The organism is Saccharibacter sp. EH611 (assembly GCF_009834765.1).
Classification (GTDB): domain Bacteria; phylum Pseudomonadota; class Alphaproteobacteria; order Acetobacterales; family Acetobacteraceae; genus Saccharibacter.
The window spans coordinates 33,258-55,899 of record NZ_WVHP01000022.1; the positions used below are offsets into that span (position 1 = coordinate 33,258).

At 51.4% G+C, this 22,642-nt stretch carries 19 protein-coding genes and 2 riboswitches; of the genes, 5 read left to right on the forward strand and 14 right to left on the reverse strand.

The features are described from left to right. Nucleotides 1-35: 35 nt before the first annotated feature. From gcvP to miaA, 9 genes are all read right to left on the reverse strand, one after another. Nucleotides 36-2,894, reverse strand: coding sequence for an aminomethyl-transferring glycine dehydrogenase (gene gcvP / locus GS535_RS07380; RefSeq protein ID WP_160791768.1), 2,859 nt, complete (start codon nucleotides 2,892-2,894; stop codon nucleotides 36-38). A gap of 45 nt (nucleotides 2,895-2,939) precedes the next feature. Further along, nucleotides 2,940-3,302 (reverse strand): glycine cleavage system protein GcvH, encoded by a 363-nt coding sequence (gene gcvH, locus GS535_RS07385; RefSeq protein ID WP_160791769.1) that lies wholly within the window; start codon nucleotides 3,300-3,302, stop codon nucleotides 2,940-2,942. Nucleotides 3,303-3,326: 24 nt separating this feature from the next. Further along, nucleotides 3,327-4,460, reverse strand: coding sequence for a glycine cleavage system aminomethyltransferase GcvT (gene gcvT / locus GS535_RS07390; protein ID WP_160791770.1), 1,134 nt, complete (start codon nucleotides 4,458-4,460; stop codon nucleotides 3,327-3,329). A 70-nt stretch (nucleotides 4,461-4,530) separates the two neighbouring features. Continuing rightward, a riboswitch (glycine riboswitch) is annotated at nucleotides 4,531-4,592 on the reverse strand. A gap of 3 nt (nucleotides 4,593-4,595) precedes the next feature. After that, a riboswitch (glycine riboswitch) is annotated at nucleotides 4,596-4,686 on the reverse strand. Nucleotides 4,687-4,730: 44 nt separating this feature from the next. Then, nucleotides 4,731-5,579 carry a 3-methyl-2-oxobutanoate hydroxymethyltransferase gene (panB, locus tag GS535_RS07395; RefSeq protein ID WP_160791945.1) on the reverse strand — a complete coding sequence of 283 codons (849 nt, stop codon included), beginning with the start codon at nucleotides 5,577-5,579 and terminating at the stop codon, nucleotides 4,731-4,733. 20 nt (nucleotides 5,580-5,599) lie between these two features. Further along, nucleotides 5,600-6,472, reverse strand: a complete 873-nt coding sequence (speE, locus tag GS535_RS07400; protein WP_160791771.1) for a polyamine aminopropyltransferase — start codon at nucleotides 6,470-6,472, stop codon at nucleotides 5,600-5,602. 94 nt (nucleotides 6,473-6,566) lie between these two features. Beyond that, nucleotides 6,567-7,046 (reverse strand): adenosylmethionine decarboxylase, encoded by a 480-nt coding sequence (speD, locus tag GS535_RS07405; protein WP_160791772.1) that lies wholly within the window; start codon nucleotides 7,044-7,046, stop codon nucleotides 6,567-6,569. A 215-nt stretch (nucleotides 7,047-7,261) separates the two neighbouring features. Then, on the reverse strand, nucleotides 7,262-8,281 hold the full coding sequence (ilvC, locus tag GS535_RS07410; protein WP_160791773.1) for a ketol-acid reductoisomerase: 1,020 nt from the start codon (nucleotides 8,279-8,281) through the stop codon (nucleotides 7,262-7,264). Between the two features lie 115 nt (nucleotides 8,282-8,396). Beyond that, nucleotides 8,397-10,181, reverse strand: a complete 1,785-nt coding sequence (gene ilvB / locus GS535_RS07415; protein WP_160791774.1) for a biosynthetic-type acetolactate synthase large subunit — start codon at nucleotides 10,179-10,181, stop codon at nucleotides 8,397-8,399. 54 nt (nucleotides 10,182-10,235) lie between these two features. Beyond that, on the reverse strand, nucleotides 10,236-11,207 hold the full coding sequence (miaA, locus tag GS535_RS07420; RefSeq protein ID WP_160791775.1) for a tRNA (adenosine(37)-N6)-dimethylallyltransferase MiaA: 972 nt from the start codon (nucleotides 11,205-11,207) through the stop codon (nucleotides 10,236-10,238). A gap of 44 nt (nucleotides 11,208-11,251) precedes the next feature. Between miaA and serB the strand changes: the two genes are divergently transcribed. Beyond that, the gene (serB, locus tag GS535_RS07425; RefSeq protein ID WP_160791776.1) at nucleotides 11,252-12,154 is read left to right on the forward strand and encodes a phosphoserine phosphatase SerB; all 903 of its coding nucleotides are present in this window, start codon (nucleotides 11,252-11,254) and stop codon (nucleotides 12,152-12,154) included. On the opposite strand, the gene GS535_RS07430 is transcribed toward serB, so the two are convergent. After that, the gene (locus GS535_RS07430) at nucleotides 12,151-12,645 is read right to left on the reverse strand and encodes a DUF721 domain-containing protein (RefSeq protein WP_160791777.1); all 495 of its coding nucleotides are present in this window, start codon (nucleotides 12,643-12,645) and stop codon (nucleotides 12,151-12,153) included. The two genes, serB and GS535_RS07430, sit on opposite strands and share 4 nt — an antisense overlap. Before the next feature lie 61 nt (nucleotides 12,646-12,706). Here GS535_RS07430 and mutY point away from each other — a divergent pair, with 61 nt between their 5' ends. Both mutY and GS535_RS07440 read left to right on the forward strand, forming a co-directional pair. Beyond that, nucleotides 12,707-13,750, forward strand: coding sequence for an A/G-specific adenine glycosylase (mutY, locus tag GS535_RS07435; RefSeq protein WP_160791946.1), 1,044 nt, complete (start codon nucleotides 12,707-12,709; stop codon nucleotides 13,748-13,750). A 49-nt stretch (nucleotides 13,751-13,799) separates the two neighbouring features. Next, nucleotides 13,800-14,450 (forward strand): hypothetical protein, encoded by a 651-nt coding sequence (locus GS535_RS07440; RefSeq protein WP_160791778.1) that lies wholly within the window; start codon nucleotides 13,800-13,802, stop codon nucleotides 14,448-14,450. A gap of 64 nt (nucleotides 14,451-14,514) precedes the next feature. Here the strand turns inward: GS535_RS07440 and GS535_RS07445 are convergent, their stop codons facing one another. From GS535_RS07445 to GS535_RS07455, 3 genes are all read right to left on the reverse strand, one after another. Continuing rightward, on the reverse strand, nucleotides 14,515-16,368 hold the full coding sequence (locus GS535_RS07445) for an OprO/OprP family phosphate-selective porin (protein ID WP_160791779.1): 1,854 nt from the start codon (nucleotides 16,366-16,368) through the stop codon (nucleotides 14,515-14,517). A gap of 201 nt (nucleotides 16,369-16,569) precedes the next feature. Further along, complete coding sequence (locus tag GS535_RS07450) at nucleotides 16,570-18,006, reverse strand: catalase (RefSeq protein WP_160791780.1); 1,437 nt, start codon at nucleotides 18,004-18,006, stop codon at nucleotides 16,570-16,572. A 208-nt stretch (nucleotides 18,007-18,214) separates the two neighbouring features. Continuing rightward, nucleotides 18,215-19,303 carry a CorA family divalent cation transporter gene (locus GS535_RS07455; RefSeq protein WP_160791781.1) on the reverse strand — a complete coding sequence of 363 codons (1,089 nt, stop codon included), beginning with the start codon at nucleotides 19,301-19,303 and terminating at the stop codon, nucleotides 18,215-18,217. Between the two features lie 286 nt (nucleotides 19,304-19,589). Between GS535_RS07455 and ahcY the strand changes: the two genes are divergently transcribed. Then, the gene (gene ahcY, locus GS535_RS07460) at nucleotides 19,590-20,885 is read left to right on the forward strand and encodes an adenosylhomocysteinase (RefSeq protein WP_018979903.1); all 1,296 of its coding nucleotides are present in this window, start codon (nucleotides 19,590-19,592) and stop codon (nucleotides 20,883-20,885) included. Nucleotides 20,886-20,955: 70 nt separating this feature from the next. Continuing rightward, entirely contained in the window at nucleotides 20,956-21,348 is a 393-nt protein-coding gene (locus tag GS535_RS07465) for a DUF3597 domain-containing protein (RefSeq protein WP_160791782.1), read from the forward strand. An 89-nt stretch (nucleotides 21,349-21,437) separates the two neighbouring features. Here GS535_RS07465 and sucB read toward each other — a convergent pair whose 3' ends face one another. Then, nucleotides 21,438-22,535, reverse strand: a complete 1,098-nt coding sequence (gene sucB, locus GS535_RS07470) for a dihydrolipoyllysine-residue succinyltransferase (protein WP_160791783.1) — start codon at nucleotides 22,533-22,535, stop codon at nucleotides 21,438-21,440. Between the last annotated feature and the right edge of the window lie 107 nt (nucleotides 22,536-22,642).

Genomic DNA, 22,642 nt, shown 5'->3' on the forward strand with positions numbered 1-22,642 from the left:
ATCTATTGATGGCACAACACGCCCAGCGCGTTTGCCTAGTTCTGTGTATCCGAAACATAAGAGGCAATATCAGGGCAGGAACAAATCAAATTCCGATCACCCCAGACATTGTCAATCCGCCCCACAGCTGGCCAATATTTATCAATCTCTGTTCCAGCAGGATAGACCCCCTCATAGCGACTATAACGCCGCGGCCATTCAGACGTGAGGTCAGCCGCCGTATGAGGGGCATAGGAAAGAGGCGTTTCCTCATACGAACGTTCTCCCGTTTCAATCAACGCAATCTCTTCACGGATAGAGAGCATCGCCTGACAAAAACGATCCAGCTCCCACCGGCTTTCAGACTCGGTTGGTTCAATCATCACCGTTCCCGGCACAGGGAAGCTGACGGTTGGCGCATGGAAGCCATAATCAATGAGACGCTTGGTAATATCATCAACCGTCACCCCGGCTTTTTCCTTAAGCGGACGCAGGTCGAGGATACATTCATGTGCTGTAAAGCCACGCTCTCCACGGAAGAGCACCTCATAAGCCCCTTCAAGCCGTTTAGCGATGTAGTTCGCATTCAGCACCGCCACAATGGAGGCTTGGCGTAAGCCTTCATCGCCCATCATCATGATATAGGCAGCTGAAATCGGCAGAACTGACGCAGACCCATAAGGGGCCGCTGAAATACGCGCACCATCAGCCTCACCTGTAGGTAGATAAGGGGCAAGATGCGCCCCCACGCCAATCGGCCCCATCCCCGGGCCACCGCCACCATGAGGAACGCAGAAGGTTTTGTGCAGGTTAAAGTGAGAGACATCCGCTCCATACTTCCCCGGGCGCGCTAAACCAACCTGCGCATTTAAGTTGGCCCCATCAAGATAAACCTGTCCGCCAGCCTCATGCACCAACGCGCAGATTTCTGTGATGCGTTCTTCAAACACACCATGAGTTGAGGGATACGTCACCATCACAGCGGCTACCTCGCCTTCATACTGAGCGAGCTTCGCTTTAAGATCGGCAACATCCACATTCCCAGCGTCATCACAGGCTACGACAACCACTGTCATCCCTGCCATCTGGGCAGAGGCCGGGTTCGTGCCATGAGCTGATGCCGGGATAAGGCACACATGGCGCTGTCCTTGGCCATGAGCCCGATGATACGCCGCAATGGCCATCAGCCCAGCAAACTCACCTTGAGCACCAGAGTTGGGCTGTAACGATACGGCATCATAGCCTGATAGCGTGCACAGTGCTTTTTCAAGATACGCATACAGCTCGCTATAGCCTTGCTTTTGATCCTCTGGCGCAAAAGGATGAATACGCCCAAATTCTGGCCATGTAATCGGCATCATCGCTGTGGCGGGATTGAGCTTCATCGTGCAGGAGCCTAAGGGGATCATGCTCCGATCTAAAGCGAGATCCTTATCCGCCAAGCGACGCATATAGCGCATCATATCTGTTTCAGAATGATAACGATGGAAGATAGGATGTGTTAGAAAGTCTCCCTGACGGCACAAAGGCGCTGGAAGCCCTTCGTCGCCTACGGAAAGCTCTTTTTCAAAGTCTGCTAGACGAGCATCATCAGCCCCTGCACAACGCCATAAAGCACGGATCGTCTCTACCTGCGTGGTTTCATCACAGGAGATACCAACGCGCCCAGCGCCCATATCACGCAGATTAATGCCGGCCTGGCGCGCTTTGTCCAAAAACGCTTCAGCCTGCGTGCTGAGCTCTAACGTGATGGTATCAAAGAAGTGCGTGTTACCGCGCGTTATCCCAAGCACCTTAAAACCAGCCGCTAGAATAGAGGTGAAACGATGGATCCGCGTTGCAATCGCCTGCAATCCTTCTGGCCCATGATAAAGCGCATAAAAACCTGACAACATGGCTGGAAGCGCTTGAGCCGTACAAATGTTGGAGGTCGCCTTTTCACGGCGAATATGCTGCTCACGCGTTTGCAGTGCCAACCGTAACGCAGGCTTACCTGCACGATCACGCGACACACCAACGATCCGCCCAGGAATAGAGCGCTTATACGCATCCTTTGTTGCCATAAAGGCAGCATGGGGCCCACCGTTGCCCAGCGGCATGCCATAACGCTGCATAGATCCCACAGCAATATCAGCACCTAATGCTTGCGGGGATTCCAGCAACACAAGCGCCATGGGGTCACATAGAAGCGTTACGATGGCTTCTTGCTGATGCAGCGCGTCGATCCATGCACGTGGGTCACGCACCTCCCCCGATGACCCCGGATAAGACAACAACGCCCCAAAGAACGGCCTTTCTGGGATGCCACCTTCGAGGGACGCTACCTCAATCTCCCACCCTTGAGGGCGGGCACGCGTTTGCATCACAGAGAGCACCTGCGGATGAATATCTTGATCCACAAGAAAACGATTGGAGCGTTTTTTCCCCACACGATAGGCCATTGCCATGGCTTCCGCACAGGCTGTTGCATCATCGAGCAAGGACGCATTGGCAACAGGCATTCCCGTTAAGTCACTGACCAGGGTTTGGAAGTTAAGCAGCGCTTCCAAACGCCCTTGGCTGATCTCTGGTTGGTAGGGCGTATAAGCCGTGTACCAGGCAGGGTTTTCCAACACGTTACGCATCACGACGGACGGCATAAACGTATCGTAATAGCCCTGCCCAATCATAGACGTCATGGGGCGGTTCTTCCGCGCCATACGCCGTAAACGTTCAATGGCATCTGCCTCACTCACCCCCGGGCCAATGCTCGCCCCTTTGATGGACGGGCGAATGCTCTGAGGCACGACCTGATCAACCAGCTCATCAAGGTTTTTTAAGCCCAGTATCTGAAGCATCTCCTGCTGATCCGCAGGGCTGGGGCCATTATGGCGCCGACTGAAAGGAACGATTTGTTCAGGCCAACAAAGAGACATCGGGGCTGCTCCACCAAGGGGGGGGGTAAAAGAACGATAAGCTTCTTAGAGTTTCTTATAATCTTCCGCACTCAGCAGCGTGTTAAACGCTTCTGGGTCGTCCAGCTTTACGGTCAAAATCCACCCTTTCCCCTCTGGATCACCATTGATCAAAGCAGGATCATCCGTCAGCGCACTATTGAAGCTCTCCACCGTTGCGGCCAAAGGCGTATAAATATCGGAAGCCGCTTTAACAGACTCCACAACGGCAACCGCTTCTCCGTCTTTAAGGTGCGTGCCAACATCTTTGGCTTCAACAAACACAACATCGCCCAGCTCTTCAGCGGCATGGGCCGTAATCCCGATGGTTGCCGTATCGCCATTTTCAAGACGCACCCATTCATGCGTTTCGGTATAACGTGTGGTCATAATAACCGTCCTTATTGTGAAAAATTAACGCTTAAACCCAGCGGGGACAAACGGCATACGACGCACGACAACCGGCACCATACGCCCACGCAATGACGCAAAAAGCGGCGTATCAAGCACTGCCTTCTCCTTGCTGACATAGCCCATCGCAACAGGGCCACCGACCGTCGGGCCAAAGCCCCCAGAGCTGACACGACCAACCTTTTCTGTCCCGGCCTCATCAGAAAAGAGCTCCACCCCCGCGCGAATAGGCGCACGCCCTTCAGGGAGAAGACCAACGCGTTTACGATACACGCCTGTCTCTAATTGCTGAGCGATCGTCTCTGCTCCAGGATACCCTCCTGCTCGCTCTCCACCGGGACGGCGGCTCTTTTGGATTGACCAAACAAGTGACGCTTCAACAGGGGTCGTCGTGGTATTCAGATCTTGACCATAAAGACACAACCCCGCCTCTAGACGGAGTGAATCCCGAGCCCCCAAGCCAATCGGCGCAACATCAGGATAGTCTAACAGCTTTCGAGCCACAGCCGCCGCTTGATCGGCAGGTAGCCCCAGCTCAAAGCCATCTTCACCCGTATAGCCTGAACGCGAGAGCGTCACGGCAACACCATCAAGGGTTGTATCCACACAATCCATAAACCGCATCGCGGCCGCTTGAGGGAAGAGATCAACAATGACATCCACCGCTTTCGGCCCTTGAAGAGCGAGAAGAGCGCGATCAAACTGTCGAATGACGTGGCAGTCTTCTGCCAGCTGCTTTTCAATATAAGCAGCGTCACTATCCTTATTGGCTGCATTAACAACAGCGAATAGATCACCCGCTTGCCGCGCAACCATCAGATCATCACGAATGCCACCCTGCTCATTGGTCAGAAGCGCGTAACGCTGCCGCCCTTCAGGCAAAGCGATAAAGTCCATCGGCACAAGCGTTTCAAACGCTGCGGCAGCCTCAGCTCCGCCGCCAGAACGCGGGCGAATACGAAGCTGCCCCATATGAGACACATCAAACAATCCCGCCTTATGGCGCGTATGCTGATGTTCTTCCATCACACCCATCGGGTATTGAACGGGCATCTCATAACCCGCAAAAGGCACCATTTTGGCACCAAGTGAAACGTGGAGATCGTAAAGAGGTGTGTGCTTGAGAGGTTCGTTCATCAGAGGGATGACCCCGGCAAAAATTGGACAAAACCACATCGCAGACTTTTTCAGCCTGCGACACAGCCCCTTCTGTCCTTCTGCCTGAGATCATTATCCCATCGGCGGATGCTAACGCACCTCTCTCCAGAATAACCTCTCGTTTCGGTTCATTTGCCTGAGAGTTTCCGGGGCGGTTGCTCCTTCGGCGCTGGCATTGTTAGCCAGTCTCTCCCGTAACGAGAGCTTCACTGTGCCAGTATCTCCAGAAGCTGACAATCTCTCTTCTCTTTATTTTGAAGAAGAAATATCTTTTTTAAGCTCTGCCAAAACCTCTGGATTCATTTTTGTACTCTGCGCCGCCGTGGGAAAACTGCCCTCTTTCACTTGTTCGGCATAATGGCGCACCGCCTCTTCCATCTGCGGGCCAATTTCAGCAAAACGATGGGCATGGCGTGGGGATTTACTATCAAATATTCCCAAAAGATCGTGCCAAACTTGCACTTGGCCATCACACCCCACACCAGCGCCAATCCCAATGGTTGGAATCGTCAACTCACTCGACACAAGCTCGGCCAATTCTGCTGGGACAAGCTCTAACACCACCGCAAAAGCACCGGCTTCTTCAAGTGCGCGGGCATCGGCTAATAATTTACGAGCAGAACGCACTTCTTTCGCCTGCACACGCAATCCGAGTTGATGCTGTGATTGAGGCGTGAGACCCAAATGGCCCATAACAGGCACGCCCATTTCTGTCAGGCGCCGCACGATGGGGGCAATTTCTGCTCCACCTTCAAGTTTGAGGGCCTGGCCGCCTCCCTCTTGCATAACACGTCGCGCTGCTGTGACAGCATCTTGCTCCGTTGCGTAACTTAGAAAAGGAAGGTCAACCACAACCAAAGCATTCTGGCTGCCGCGCATCACCATCTGAGCATGGAGAATCATATCATCGGCTCGGATCGGAAGAGTGGTGCTATGACCATGCACAACCATCCCGAGGGAATCCCCAACCAAGACAACCGGCACGCCAGCCCGTTCTGCAATCAACGCAGAGGGGTAATCATACACCGTCACCATAGGGATGCGGCGCCCCTCTGCCTTCATTTTCAGAACATCAGAAACCGTTACGCGACGAACCATACTCTTCATCCTTCAACCCATTACCCCTGAACGGCGGGGAGATGCTCTGCAATATAGGGAGGAAGAGCGAATGCGCCTATATGCACCTCTGGTGTCCAATAGCGGCAACTCTCCAAAAGCCCCGCTTTTTGAGCACGTTGTCTGATCTGCTCTACATCAAGCTGATGCGGATTCTTGCCTTTTTTCGCCATACCCAGCGTCATAAAGCCACCGACATAGGTCGGAACCGCAGCGACATAGGCCGTTACATGCGGGAAGAATTTTGCACGACGTGCACTCGTTTCATGCAACTCGTCAGCCTGCATGAACGGCACACCACATTGGTTCACGATCACGCCTTCATCAGAGAGAATCCGTTCACAATCGCGGTAAAATTCATCTGTAAACAGCACCTCACCGACACCAATTGGGTCTGTGCTATCAACAATGATCACGTCAAAAGAAGACGGCGCCGCTTTAGCGACATAATCAATCCCATCACCAATAATCACGTCAGCACGTGGATCATGCCACGCATCACCAGCGATCATCGGCATATGCTCTTTAGCAAGCTCCACAACGCGGCCATCAATCTCGACCATCACAGCCTGCTTAACCGTATTATGTTGCAGAACGCGCTTAAGCACGCCTCCATCTCCGGCACCAATAATCAACACACGCTCTGCGTTTGGATGTGTCAGCAGCGGCACATGAGCCAGCATTTCTTGATACACGAACTCATCGCGCTCAGTAATCTGGATCACACCATCAAGCGCTAAAACGCGACCATGAGAGGTGCTTTCAAAAACCACAATATCCTGGAAATCAGAACGCTCTCGTGCGAGCTCACGCACCGTCTGAAAACGCTGGCCCCAATCAGGGTAAAGACTCTCATTAAGCCATGTATCGGCCATATCCGATCCTTCCACACATCACCACGACATGACGAAGCCGTTCAAAACAGCTTCGCCACATCTTCTACTTATTTTTTGCTGAAATACGCGTTACTTACGCTAGGTCTTTCATGCGTTTTTGGACACGCCCTCGACGGAAAGCATCCATCTCAACCCGCCCTGCCTGAAACAACTCTTGCATGACAGGAAGTGAGAGATGTGGATCACAGGCGCCGCACATGAACACATCAACCGCAGCAAATTGACGCTCAGGCCATGTGTGAATAGAAATATGGCTTTCCGCCAAAACGAGCACGCCAGACACGCCCCCATTGGGGGTAAAATGGTGAAAATGGCCGTGCAAAATCGTCGCCCCTGCTGCTTCTGCAGCGCGACGTAAAATATCGTCAATCCGTTGTGGATCATTCAAGTTCTGGGCGTCCCAGAAATCAATAAGCAGGTGGTTCCCTGCAAACTGCTCGCCATCGCGCGAGATAAAATAGTCCTTACATTCGGCCTCAGCCGGGACTGTGTTAGCGTTCTGGATATCTCTCGGACATTCCGATACCATCCCCAGTTGAGCAAGTGCGTTCATGACGTACCCCCAAACCAGTAGACAGCCTGTTGGGCATAGTGCCCCCTTGGGCTAAAGAAAGCCGCTTGTTAAACACCCTTTCTCCTAAATGCAACCTTTAAATGTTAGAAAGACTATTATCGTATAAAAATTAAGTATTTGTTAGACAAAAGCCTCTCTTCTCACCTGAAAAACGTGAGAAGAGAGGCTTGTGCATAGAGAAGAAAACCCAACGATTAATTGCGTGTTTTATCGACCAGCTTGTTTTTAGCGATCCATGGCATCATCTCACGCAGCTTCGCGCCCACTTTTTCAATCTGGTGCTCATCATTATGACGACGTGTCGCTTTAAACGTCACATTGCCTGACTGATTTTCCAAAATGAAGTTCCGCACGAAGGTGCCATCCTGAATGTCACGCAGAACCTTACGCATTGCATCCTTTGTTTCAGATGTAATCACGCGTGGGCCACTGACATACTCACCATATTCAGCCGTATTGGAGATGGAGTAGTTCACGTTGGAAATCCCACCTTCATAAAGCAGATCCACAATCAGCTTCATTTCGTGCAAACATTCGAAATAAGCCATTTCTGGAGCGTAACCACCTTCAACCAACGTCTCGAACCCTGCACGGATCAGGTCGATCGTGCCACCGCACAGAACGGCTTGCTCACCAAACAGATCCGTTTCCACTTCTTCACGGAAGGAGGTTTCAATCACACCCGCGCGGCCACCACCGTTAGCAGAGGCATAGGACAGAGCCAGTTCCAGTGCATGACCGGACGCATTCTGCTCCACAGCCACCAGGCATGGCACTCCGCCGCCCTTTTCATATTCAGAACGCACCGTATGGCCGGGGCCTTTTGGTGCGATCAAGAACACATCCATCTCAGGGCTTGGTTCAATCAGACGGAAATGGATCGCCAGACCATGAGCAAACGCCAGAGCTGTGCCAGGCTTCAGGTTAGGTTCCAGATGTTCTTTATACAGAGCAGCCTGCCCCTCATCTGGGGTTAAGATCATCACAACGTCAGCCCAAGCTGCAGCTTCAGCAGGTGTCACAACCCGGAAACCGGCAGCCTCAGCCTTTGGTGCAGCCTTAGAGCCAGGGCGCAGAGCCACCACCATCTCACGCACACCGCTATCACGCAGGTTGGTCGCATGAGCATGGCCTTGGCTCCCATAGCCAATGATCGCCACTTTTTTATTTTGGATTAAATTGATATCCGCATCACGATCATAATAAACACGCATAACTTGCTCCTTTTAGCCCCTCAAGGCCATCTTTACGGGGCCCACCAGCCCCCAACAGTGTCGAGGAGGATACCCCCGACCTCACCATTCATTTTTTAAGAAAGACGCTATCGTTTTAAACGAGGCGTTTCCCCTCTTCCGTTAGCTCCGCCCCACCGAATACTTTATCCGGCCCAAGGAGCATCTGGTTATGGGTCGCACCCGACGGGATCATCGGATAGCAGCTTTCTTCAGCCGTAACGTGCACATCCACGAGCACTGGCCCATTATGAGACAACATCTCTTCAATCGTACTATCGAGCTCACCAGCCGACGTTGCACGCAAGCCTTTAATTCCGAAAGATTCTGCGAGTTTCACAAAATCCGGCAATGCATCGCTATATGATTCAGAATAGCGCTTGTCGTGAATCAGCTCCTGCCACTGACGCACCATGCCAAGATAGTGATTATTGAGGATGAAAATCTTCACCGGAAGACGATATTGCGCCAACGTTCCCAACTCTTGAATATTCATCAAGGTTGACGCTTCACCGGCAATATCAATCACCAAGGCATCTGGGTGAGCAACCTGTGCCCCTTCAGCAGCAGGCAAGCCATAGCCCATCGTGCCAAGCCCACCTGATGTCAGCCAACGACGCGGCTCATCAAAGCCGAAATGTTGAGCGGCCCACATTTGGTGTTGCCCCACCTCTGTGGACACGAAAGTGTCACGTCCTGTCTTGTGAGACAGCGCATAAAGCCGATCAATCGCATACTGCGGTTTAATAAGCGCTTCAGACGCCGTGTCTTGCTCATAACCAAAGCCGTTCACCTGGCGCCATTGGTCAATCTCTTTCCACCATGGCGTGAGGTCTTCCGCTTTCGCATCACCCCAAGCGTCGAGAAGAGCCTTCAGCGTTGCTTTCAAATCCCCTTGAAGGGTCACATCAACGGGAATGATCTTGCCAAATTCGCGAGGGTCAATATCCGCCTGAATTTTGAACGAATGCGGTGAGAAACCATCAACACGCCCCGTGACACGATCATCAAAACGTGCACCAAGGCAGACCAACACATCACAATCATGGGCCGCCATATTGGCTTCTACCGCCCCATGCATTCCCAGCATACCAAGGAACTGGTCGCTTGAACCAGGGAACGCCCCTAGCCCCATGAGCGTTGAGGTAACGGGGAAGCCTGTGCGCCGTGCCAGCTCACGCAACAAAGCCGATGCTTCATCACCCGCGTTAATCACGCCACCACCTGTGTAAAGAAGAGGCTTCTTCGCCTTCTTCATCGCCTCAACAGCCTGTTTGATCGCAGACTTATCAACGGAGGCAACGACTTCCTGCTTTTCTGCATGAGAAGCTGGCGGGAAAGGTGCTTCTGCCACAGTAATGTTCTTAGGGAGATCCACCACAACAGGCCCTGGACGACCACTCTGGGCAATCTCAAACGCTTCACGCATGGTCGGTGCCAGCTCAGCGCTATCACGCACCATGGTGCTCTTCTTCGTCACCGGGCTGGTCATCGCCACGATGTCTGCTTCTTGGAAGGCATCCTTGCCGATCAAAGGCACGGGCACTTGCCCTGTCAGGCACACAAGCGGAATAGAATCCATTTTTGCGTCTGTCAGACCCGTGATAGCGTTTGTCGCTCCCGGCCCTGACGTTACCAACACAACGCCCACTTTCCCTGTTGAGCGTGCATAGGCCTCCGCTGCATGCACAGCAGCCTGCTCATGGCGAACAAGAATATGACGAATCTTTTTCCGCTCAAACAACGCATCATAGAGAGGCAGAACAGCCCCACCGGGATACCCAAAGATAACCTCTACACCATACTCTTCGAGAACGCGAAGAACGACCTCAGCACCGGTCGAAAGCATCGGTGATGTCGCGGCTGTCTTATGAGCAGGCATAGGTGGCTCCTATCCAAGAACGAAAAAAATACTCTTCTCCTCTAGAACGCTATCCTAGGACGGGTCAATTCGGTTTTGAATAAAATTTTCAATTTTTTGCATTTCTCTTTTCAAAAGTTGCGTACTTTCGCTCATTCTGTGAAATGAAACCATGTCATCACCCTCTCGACCAAGGCGATGATGGCGGAACCAGGTGGCCTGCCTGCGCGTATAACGCCCAATGGCACGAACCGCAGTTTCTCGCGCTTCTTCTAGGGAAGACTCCCCACGCAGCACGCGTGCAAGCTCGGGAACACCATGCGCCCGCATGGCTGGCACAGTGTCAGGCAAATTCTGAGCAAGCAACGCGGCGACTTCATCGCAGGCCCCCGCCTCAAGCATAGCATCAAACCGACGTGCAATCGCCGCACGAAGCTCGTCGCGCGGAGGATCAAGGCGAACAGAAACAAAACGACACGGTGCTGCTGGAAGAGCCGGCTCTCGCTGCCACGCGGCCAAGCCACGTCCCGTGCCCATGCGCACCTCCCACGCACGTGCAATACGTTGAGAATCATTGGGCTTGAGGCGCGATGCTGTTTCTGGATCCATCTGGCTCAAACGCTCATGCAAAGCTTCTGGGCCTATGTCTGCCAAAAGAGCCCGTGCTTGATGGCGCGCTTGATCTCCGGGGTCTGGCACTTCAACCAAGCCATCCGTCAAAGCACGCAGATACATGCCTGTGCCTCCACACAGAATGGGCAAGCGCCCTTCTGCCCAGCACTCTTGCATGATTTTTAGTGCTTGTTGTCGCCACCATGCCACACTTCCTGGCTGGGATGCCTCCAAAACACCGTAAAGACGATGGGGAACAGCCGCTTCATCAGCCCCCGTAGGGCGAGCTGTAAGGATGTGTAAGTCGCGGTAAACCTGCATGGAATCCGCATTAATGACGACACCGCAACACTGCCTTGCCAAATGAAGCGCTAATGCTGACTTGCCCGAACAGGTTGGGCCGGCCACAATGACCGCGTTATCAGGAGCATTCATCGTGCTGTTCTGCCATATCTTCTGAGCTGTTAGCGAGAGCTGTCATGTCCCTTCCCTATGTCCTTACCCTCGTTGCAAACCGCAAACACGGTACTTTGTCCAACGAAGCTATTGATATTGCGCGCAATTTGGTCAAAGGCGAGGCCCCTGTCACCCTGTCTGAGGGTGAAGCGGTCGATATCCCTTGCCCAACGCCAGAAGCTGGCGCCCCAACGCCGGAAACAATCCGCGCAACATTATCCCCTTTTAAAGTTGATGCGATTCTCAACAAAACCCGTGGCCGCCGCAAAGCCGTGCTGATCTCCGATATGGACAGCACTATTTTTGCTGGCGAAACGTTGGATGAGCTCGCAAGACGCACCGGCACAGGCGAGAAAATTGCCGAGATTACCAATCGCGCCATGAATGGTGAGATGGATTTTGCTACTTCCCTGCGTGAGCGCACCATCGTGTTGGCAGGACAGCCTGAATCCCTGCTCGACGAAGTACTGCATGCTCTCAATTTTACCGAGGGTGCGCATGAGCTGGTACAAACCATGAAAGCCAACGGCGCTCGCACAGCGCTGATCTCTGGTGGGTTTGACTGGTTTACGGCCCGTGCTGCGCCACTTTGTGGCTTTGATGAACATTACGGCAATGATCTTGAGATCAAAAACGGTGTCATCACCGGTCAGCTTCTCGGCCCGATCCTCGGCCCAGACGAAAAGAAAACACACCTCGAACGCCTCTGCGCTGAGCGCGGCGTAAAGCTGCAAGCCTCCATCACCACAGGGGATGGCGCAAACGATATCCCGATGCTGAGCGCTGCGGGAATGGGGATCGCCTATCACGCAAAGCCAAATGTTCGTAAAACCATCGAACGTCAGGTGAATTTCTGCGGAATGCGTGCCCATCTCTTTGCACAGGGCTATCCCGCTTCTGCCATTATCGGTAGTGAGAACAGCTAAGAGCGGCGATCTTTTGAGCGGGCAGCAATATGCCCGCCAAGGCGCTCAAGCGCGTCTCGCACAGGCCCCTCTTCCATTTCTGGCAATGTTACAGAGGTGGGGGAGGCGGCCTTTTTTGTAACGGGTCGTGCAGCGGCAATCTTCCGGTCTTGCACGAGCTTAATCTGCTGGATCGCCCCCTCCCCACGCAAACCACAGGCTGTATTAATCCGCTCTAAAAGCTGGGGAATAGCGTATTGAATTTCCATCGCCATTGGGCCAGAACAGCGAAGCGTCAGCACCCCCGGTCGCAATCGGCATGGTTCGCTTTGCTGGGCCATAGAAGGCCCGACGATAGATTCCCAATCCAAAATAAGCCGCATAAAAAGCGGTGATTTCCGCTTAAAGGCTGGTTTCGTTACTGAAGGAACCAGCGCACCAATCATCATCCCCTTCCGTGTCCGTGACGGCGGCTGAGAAGCCGAGCGTTTTTTGGCAGACGTAGAACGCATTGATTTTAGTTTTTGGTTCTCACTCTTGTCGGACGTCTGTTTTTTCATCATATCCACCTGTGTGACACCCGATACATCTTCTCTTCTCCGTTGGTATGACCGTCACCGGCGTGATTTACCGTGGCGTGCCAAACCCGGCCAGACAGCCAACCCTTATCATGTCTGGTTGAGTGAAATCATGCTGCAACAAACGACTGTGCAGACGGTTACACCTTATTATAAGCGCTTTCTCGAAAAGTTCCCCCAGATTACGGATCTCGCTTCCGCACCGCAAGACGAGGTTTTACGCTTGTGGGCTGGGCTTGGATATTATGCCCGTGCACGCAACCTCCATGCTTGCGCCCAGCGTATCGCTGAAATGGGCTCTTTCCCTTCAGAGCTTAACGCGCTTTTAGCGTTACCCGGAATTGGTGCCTACACAGCTCGCGCTGTTGCTGCGATTGCCTTTAACCGTCCTTTTGTCCCCGTTGATGGCAATGTTGAACGTGTCACCGCACGCCTCTTTAACATTTCCGACCCGCTCCCAAAATCTCGGCCTTTACTGGCACGAAAAGCGGCAACGCTTAACGAAGGTGCTAGCGCTCAACAACGCCCTTCTGACTTTGCGCAGGCCCTTTTTGACCTTGGCGCAACAATTTGCACGCCACGTCAGCCATCATGCCTTACCTGCCCATGGCACCTCACGTGCCAAGGACACAAAGCAGGCCAAGCTTCTCTCCTTCCTCAACGCGCCCCTAAAAAACCACGCCCCAATCGCTATGGCGCGCATTTTTATTTAATAGACCAAGAAGGCAATATCCTTCTCAGACAACGACCCAATAAAGGACTATTAGGCGGAACAGATGAATTACCCGGTACACCTTGGACAGATAAGCCATGGACTCCCTCAGACGCATTCCATTACGCTCCATTAGATAGAAAATGGGAGTATTGTGGACAAATTCGTCATATTTTTAGCCACTTCACCCTTTATCTTGACATATACAAGTATTATCTATCTGCGCAGGTAGGGAATGGGATTGATCCAAGTTTTGGAAGTTTCCGCTCCTCTGAGAAAGCAGCTTTATCTGGTGTTATGATGAAATGCCTTCAAATCAGCCGATAAGTTGCTTCGGTATCGTGGAATAACAATATAAATTCTGGAGGAATTGTATATGAGTGATTCAGTATCCCTGACCCGTCTATGGCTAATCGATTGGTTTGGTCATATTATTGATCACGACCCGATCCGTGATGAATTGATCCGTCGTCCGTTCACACCTAATGAATATCCAGACCTTTTTGCTTTAGCCCCTGTACCGTTGAACCTCCCATCAACAGCAGTGCTGCGCAAGCGCTCTTCTCTTCCACGCTCCCTGCCAGATATTGAAATGGTCGATGCAGGTGACAATCTGATTGGCCTGCGTGTTAAAGACCGTGACACATGGTTCAGTATCAACCCACGCAATGAGCTGACCCATTTTAATGCAGCCAGCCTGATGGGGTGGGAAAAGCTGACACCCATGACCTTTGAAATGCTCAATGGTTTGTCGGCATTGTTCGACCGTACTGTTGCAACCGTGTTGGATGCCAAAGGTCAGGAATGTGAGCCTGCTCATTTCCGCCCAGAGGGGGATAATGTCGTTGTGCTAAACGACTTCCAGTTCATGATGGGCCGCGAAGCTGATCAGCTTCGCGCCATTGGCGAGCTTGCTCCTGGGAAAGAGCTGCGTGTTACGCTGAAGGGCTGGGAAGGTGATACTCAACAAACCTTTACGGTTAAACGTCTTAAGGAAGGAGCTTCCGTTGCAGGAGCTGACGCTTAATTAGACGTTCTTTTAGAAAAGAGAGTAAAGGCGGGGAATTCCCCGCCTTTACTTTATTGAAATATTAGAAAGCAGCCTGAAAGCGTGACCCAATCATATTAATGGTTCGCCCCTGATTATTGGTTGTGCCGACCGTTCGTGAAGGTGTCGCGTGAATATGACTATATTGAACCTGAACGCGATAATGACGGTTAAGATACCAGTTTAAACCACCAGAAAGCACATTCTGCTTTCCACCCTGCACGCCGCCTGTCAATGACGGTGAAGCGCCTCGCTTGAGGCCACTATTAAAATCCATCACACTCCAGCGTCCGACCACCTCAAGTGCTCCCCAATGACCTTTTGTCGGGTCAAATTCATCTATTGCTTGTGGAGACGTAAAGGCAGCGGATGAATCACGATAGCGACGTGAACGCCCAATGAGCGTATACCCTGCGGAAACATAATAGCCATCAAAACCAAGATGAGGCGTCGGCTGTTGGCGTTGCTGCTGCTCACGTGTAACACCAACATGATAATATTCAGCCTGCAATAATAAAGACTGATACCGTAAGGCAATTTCTGGCCCTACGGCCCACGCATTTTTAACCCCTAACAACGTCCCTGTGCCGACAAGGCGTTCGTTGGTTAATCGCGTTTCAGGACGATCCGTTAACGCCAAAACACGCCCCTGCGCATTTTGATTACGTTTAAAGGACATGGTGGCAGATGCACCAAGATGGAGATCCCAATCTTTTGAGTGAACAGGCCGCCCCGCAACACGCAATACCGACCCCACTTGGCTATCTGAGATCGTCGGATCTGCTGTGCGATCCCCATATGTTTGACCTGTGAGATAGGCGCTGGCAAACCAATCTTTCCCATGGGTTTTACCACCGATCGTCATACGCGCATCACCCGCAGAGATAAGGCGCACAACCTCTGAAATAGCTGGGCGTTCCATCAGTTGGAAATCGTTAGAGCTCTCAGAATCATAAAGCGTCACACGTGGCTGGTAATAACCTAAGACAAGCTTGCTGTTTTTAAAGCCCGTATAGGTCATATTCGCTTCGTAAAGCCCAGCTGTTCCATCAACAGTCCGTCCCCATTCGGGGGTGAGAGAAACGATGAAATTATTATATCGCCAGCTTAAAGGTAGACGTAGGCGACGTGCATTTTCATTCAGCTTCGCAAAACGTCCTACCCCGCCATAACGCTGTCCGTCTGACGAGGGGAAACCACCAATATCAATATGCGCGACAAGACCGACTGAAAAAGCGTAGCGTCCATCTTTCGATGAAAGAGTCGGACGACCTGAAGGAAAGCCAATCCGCATTCCACCAATTTCCATCACTTCAGCTTCTTCGGTGGCCTGTTTGAAGTCTGAAAGAGAAAGGTCTAACCCATGATCTGGTGGAGTATTACGCCCTTCTACCCATTGATCAGATCGTGAAGGACGCGTCCATACGGGCATTAACGATGTATTTTTCGGCGCTGCTGGAGAAGGAGAAGGCTGCTCAGAAGACACAAACTGCGTCTGTGCGACCTCATCATGAGGGTGTTCATGATGAGCCTCCTCCCTCTTCTGCGCGACAACAATGGACGCTGAAGATGCTGGTAAGACCATACGCGTGCGGACTATTATTGGCCTTTCTACATTTTGCTTCTTTGTGGACGTCGTTGGACGTAACGAAGCCGTTTGGTTGTTCAACCGCTTTTCCATAGCAACAAGAGACGCATGTTCACGCTCTCGAAGCGCATGTTCGCGTGCTAAATCTTGTTCGAGATGATTAATTTCACCTTGCATCTGTGAACGCATCTCTTTGACTTCACGCTGAAGCTCTTTGATGGCTTCTGTTCCATCTTCTGCCCACGCAGGAAGAGGAAATGCCAAAGCAGCTAGAAAAGAGACAGCCTGCATGTCACGCACACACACCATAAAGCTTTGCACCCTTTATGAGGAAAACAGTGAAAGGCGCTTATAAAATAAAATTTAATTTAAATCTTTGAAAAAGGCCCTCCCTAAATGTTTCTCCTCTAAAAATCATAAACCTGTCATACAAAAACCCTCCCCCAGAGAAGCTGGAGGAGGGTTTCTATGTGTCTTTCTTACGCGGCAAAGCCTGCTTTCTACAAAGCCTTAGCCTGCGAGTGCTTTGCGCACCCCTTCAGCCCACGCTGGATCAGCTTTTTCAAAATGACCAAGCTGACGGTCAATAATGTGCTGCGGTACACCTGCCATCGCACCTGCGATGTTGTTGAAGAAGCGCTGCTTCTGAGCATCATCAAAGAGACGGAAGAGATTACCTGCTTGAGTATAATCATCTCCATCTGAGCGATGTTCGTAGTAAGCTGCGTCACCACTGACACGCAATGGCGGCTCAATGGCGCTTTTATCCTCAACAGGCCCACCGAAAGAATTAGGCTCGTAAAAGCCACCATCCCCAGTTTTTGGCTCATCAAAGCGCATGGCACCGTCCTTGTGATAATTCTTCACAGGGAACTTTGGACGGTTAATGGGCAGAGATTCGTAATGTGTGCCAACGCGGTAGCGATGGGCATCCGCATAAGCAAAGATACGACCCTGAAGCATTTTATCAGGTGAGAAACCAATCCCAGGCACGATGTTCGATGGGGAGAAGGAAGACTGCTCAACCTCAGCAAAGTAGTTGTCTGGGTTACGGTTAAGCTCCATCACGCCCACTTCAATCAGAGGATAGTCCTTGTGCGACCAAACCTTTGTCACATCGAATGGGTTGAAGTTAACGCGTTCTGCTTCTTCTTCTTCCATGACCTGAATATACACGTTCCAACGTGGGAAGTCGCCACGCTCAATCGCGTTATACAAGTCAGCTTGTGAGGATTCACGGTCTCCCCCAACAACCTTAGCGGCTTCTTCGTTCGTATAGAACTCATGCCCTTGTTGGGTTTTGAAGTGGAACTTCACCCAGTAACGCTCACCCTTTTCATTCCACAAAGAATAGGTGTGGCTGCCGTACCCATTAATATGACGATAGCCTTTTGGAAGACCACGGTCAGACATCAGAATGGCAACCTGATGCAAGCTTTCTGGTGACAAAGACCAAAAGTCCCACATCGCTGTTGCTGAACGCATATTAGTGCGTGGATGACGCTTTTGCGTATGGATAAAGTCTGGGAACTTGATTGGATCACGGACAAAGAAAACGGGGGTGTTGTTCCCAACAAGATCCCAGTTCCCTTCTTCCGTATAGAACTTCATCGAGAAACCGCGAACGTCACGCTCAGCATCAGCTGCGCCCATTTCCCCTGCGACGGTTGAGAAGCGGATGAACATATCCGTCTTCTTCCCGACTTCAGAGAAAATCTTAGCGCGCGTATATTTGCTGATATCATTGGTGATGGTCAGCGTTCCGTGAGCACCGGAACCTTTCGCGTGAACGGTACGTTCTGGAATACGTTCACGATTCTGGTGAGCCAGCTTTTCAAGAAGTTGATAATTCTCTAATAAAAGCGGGCCACGTGGACCAGCAGACTTACTATCTTGGTTGCTCCCCCAGGGAGCACCTGCTGTTGTGCGTAGTGTATTATCAGACATTTAAGGTCTCCTACCTTTCTATCTGGTCTTGACTGTAATCATGACCACTAAAGAGTAAAGACAATTGATCCTGTTTCTCTAATCGACCGTTCTGATTTTTCGCGGAAAGGATATCATCCTTCTACACAGATGGGATCACATCAAGCTTCTGTCTATAACGTGATCGAAAAAATACGCTCTTTCCGGTAAAAGAAGTACAAACTCACCCCTACAGCAAACGAGCTAACTTCATAAAAATAAAGGTCACAGCCATAGAAAGAAAGCAGCACCCCCCAGCGAGCACAGTTCCCCATCCACCCTCAGCAAGGAACATGCCTCCCGTGTTCATGCCAAAGAATCCAGTCACAAACGTTGCTGGAAGCATGAGCGTCGTGACAATAGTGAGAATATAAAGACGGCGGTTAGTTTCTTCAGCTTGGCCTGATGCGAGCTCATCTTGCAGCGAACGCGCACGGTCTTGAAGCGCAATAAGGTCGTCAAGCGCTGCGTGAATTTGCTGTTCAGCGCGGTCGCGCAAATCATCTTCGGCCCATTCAGGCAGTTCCAAATCTTCATCACGCAGCACACGATCAATCGGCATCACCACACGCCGAAGCTCCGTCGCCCGGCGCCGCACTTTACCAACAATGCCCCCCAAATGCCCAAGGTCGGAGCCATGCTCAATGGTCAGCAAAACATCCTCAGCACGGTCAAGCTCATCATCAAGCTGAGCCAACTGACGCCGCACCGTGCCTGTAAAATCACGCAATACACGGTCAATAACACCAGCAGGATTAGGCGGAATACCACGCCCTCGTAATGACCGATAAGCCGTCCCTAACACTGGGATTGGCGTGCGGCGCGTTGTAATGAGCAGCTCCTCGCTCATCGCAAAGCGCCATGCACAAATCTCACGGTCTTCTTCAGCAAGAGCATCATCAAAAGCAGGCAAAGCGCCCCATACGCGATCATCTTCTGCTTCAAGAGCAATGCTGTAATCCGTTTCAGCCAGCATGGCCCCGGCTTCTTCGGGAAAATCTCTAAGTTGTGCGACATGGGCGCGTGCTGAACTATGCACCGTATCAAAATGCAGCCACGCCCAGTCCCACCCTCGGGTTGCTCTATCCAGATAAGCATTTGACGACGGAGAGGGAGCAAGAAGCGCTTGAACGGTCTCTGCATTTAAAGAGTGAAGCTCTTGCCCAGGGGAGACACCAATCGCCCAGACAAGCCCGTGAGCAATCGTGGGCTTTTTACCCCCGCGCAGCGATGGATCTAACACTGTGAAGGGAAAGTTGCGGGCAGTGTTATCGGACACGGCATCCTCCCTTCATGGCAGAAACATCACCAAAAACATTTATAGAATGAAGATCTCCACGTCATAATGGTCTTCACTCCATATAATCTTCCGGTCTCTGACACGTCATATCGTCAAACGCAATATTAAATACATTTTTTCTGAATGTTCTGTGGAAGAAGCAGCCTCTTCTTTCCACCTCTTGAGCAAAGCTTTATAGTTCTCTCTATCGTTATGGGGACTAGAAGAGCGTTTACGTTCTGCTCCATTTCCATCAACCCAATGACTGACAGATAAGGAATATGTCATGGCGACACAGGACTATAAAGTTCGCGATCTTTCCCTTGCGGATTGGGGTCGCAAAGAAATCTCCATTGCTGAAGGTGAAATGCCAGGTTTGATGGCTCTTCGCGAGGAATATGGTGAGAGTCAGCCTCTCGCAGGGGCACGCATCGCCGGTTGCCTGCATATGACTATTCAGACCGCTGTGCTGATTGAAACGCTCGTCGCTTTAGGGGCAAGCGTGCGTTGGTCTTCTTGCAATGTGTTCTCTACACAAGATCAAGCTGCCGCTGCTATTGCCGCTGCTGGGGTGCCAGTCTTCGCTTGGAAAGGTCTAACAGACGAGGAGTTTTGGTGGTGCATTGAACAGACCGTCAAGGGCCCTGATGGGTGGACACCTAACATGATCCTTGATGACGGGGGTGACCTCACCACATTGATGCATGAAAAATATCCTGAACTCCTCAAGGATGTGCGTGGTCTGTCTGAAGAAACAACCACGGGTGTGCATCGTCTGTGGGAAATGGAGCGCGAAGGAAAGCTGAAAGTCCCTGCCTTCAACGTCAATGACAGTGTCACAAAATCCAAGTTCGATAATCTTTATGGATGTCGTGAAAGCTTGGTCGATGCCATCCGCCGTGGCACCGATGTGATGATGGCCGGTAAGGTTGCTGTTGTTGCAGGGTACGGTGATGTGGGTAAAGGCTCTGCTGCCTCCCTCCGCAATGCAGGTTGCCGTGTTCTGGTGACAGAAGTCGACCCTATCTGCGCTCTTCAGGCTGCCATGGAAGGTTATGAAGTCGTCACAATGGACGATGCCGCTCCACGTGGCGATATTTTTGTCACCTGCACAGGTAACGAAGATATCATCACCATTGAGCATATGCGTGCCATGAAAGACCGCGCTATTGTTTCTAACATTGGCCATTTTGACAGCGAGATTCAGGTCTCTGCCCTGCGCAACCATAAATGGACTAACATTAAGCCACAGGTTGATGAAATCGAGTTAGCACCAAACCGCCGCATTATTCTTCTTTCTGAGGGCCGCTTGGTCAATCTGGGGAATGCGACAGGCCATCCATCCTTTGTGATGTCTGCTTCTTTCACCAACCAGACATTGGCTCAGATTGAGCTTTGGACATCAGAACCCGGTACGTATGAAGCTAAAGTTTATACGTTGCCTAAAATCCTTGATGAAAAAGTTGCTGCCCTTCACCTTGAGAAGGTTGGTGCGAAACTTTCTAAAATGACCAAAGCCCAAGCTGATTATATTGGCGTCTCTGTCGAGGGGCCTTTTAAACACGATCTTTACCGTTACTAAGTCATGATCATGCCTTTCCTACCTCTTCTTCGGTAGGAAAGGTTTTCTGTCATGACAAAGGAGTTTTCTCATGGGATTGTTTAGCGATATCGTCTCTAAGGTCGTTCATTTCGCTACGGGGTCTTCCTCCGCTCAAGCGGCTGAAGCACCACAGGCTGCGTCAGCTCCTTCTGCTGAATCTGGCACTGCCGCCCCTTCTGTTGCGCAGGTCGATGTTGAAGCTGTGCTTAAAGACCTCGCGGCTAAAGCTGGTCAACCTTCGAATTATCAGACCTCAATTGTGGATCTGCTGAAACTTCTTGGGTTGGATAGCTCTCTGACAGCCCGTCAGAAACTTGCTGATGAACTTCATTATAGCGGTGATAAAAATGATACCGCGACAATGAATGTGTGGCTGATCAAGCAAGTCTACTCAGAACTCGCTCAAAATGGTGGAAAGCTTCCCTCAAACTGGGGCCACTAAGCTTTTCGTGCCCATCTAGGCATCATTCGTTAAAAAGCCCGACCCTTCAGAGATGAAAGGTCGGGCTTTTTTATACGCATAACAGTAGCTTATAAATCCAAGAGAAGCCGTCTTGGGTCTTCAATCAATTCTTTAAGCCTTACTAAAAAACTCACCGCTTCACGCCCATCAACCAGTCGATGATCATATGTCAGTGCCACATACATCATGGGACGAATCACCACCTCGCCATTGCGTGCAACAGGGCGTTCTTGGATGGCATGCATACCTAAAACCCCCGATTGAGGGCCATTGACGATCGGAGTGGACAAAAGCGAACCAAAAATACCGCCATTAGTAATGGTAAAGCTTCCCCCGCTTAATTCTTCGAGAGCGAGCGTCCCTGAGCGTGCACGCTTGCCGTAATCAGCAACTTGACGCTCAATCGACGCGAAACTCAGTGTCTCGGCCTGTCGTAACACAGGCACAACAAGCCCCCGTTCTGTCCCTACCGCAATACCGAGATTGACATGATCACGGTAAACGACTTCATCGCCATCAATACGGGCATTCAAAGCTGGGTAATCTTTTAACGCACCCGTCACAGCTTTTGCGAAAAAAGACATAAACCCAAGGCGCGTGCCCTCATGTTTTTCAGCGAATTGATCCCGATACAGCGCGCGTAGCTCACGCACAGCGGTCATATCGACTTCGTTGAATGTCGTTAAAAGAGCGGCTGTGTTCTGTGCCTCTTTAAGATTGCGTGCAATGGTTTTACGCAATCGGCTCATAGGCACCCGTCGTTCGCCCTCTGAGGGATCTGACGGCAGGACAGGTGCGCTGGGCATTTTCTCCTCTACAGGTGCCTCAGGCGCCTTTTGTGGCGCTGAGGGAGCTTCTTGTGCAGGAGATGGCGCATCTTCTTTCTCTGCTACAGTCTTCTCAGCATTTTGGGGGGCAGTAGGAGGCGTGGCATCTTCATCAATTGTTGCCAACACATGGCCAACGTCCACATCCTCGCCTTCAGGCCGCCCCTTTTGAAGCTGGCCTGACGTAGGGGCAGGCACATCAAGCGTTACTTTATCGGTTTCAAGCTCAACAATGGTCTCACCAGCCTGCACATACTCTCCGGGCTTTTTTAACCAGCGTGCCACTGTTGCCGTGTTGAGGCTTTCACCCAAAACGGGCACCTGGATTTCAACCGTCATTTTAGCTCCTGTCGTGCAGACATTAACATTAAAAGAAGAGGTTTTTCTTAAAGGAGAAGATCTCTTCCGGTTCACGATACCGTATTTTTCAGCCAAACGGGAAGAGT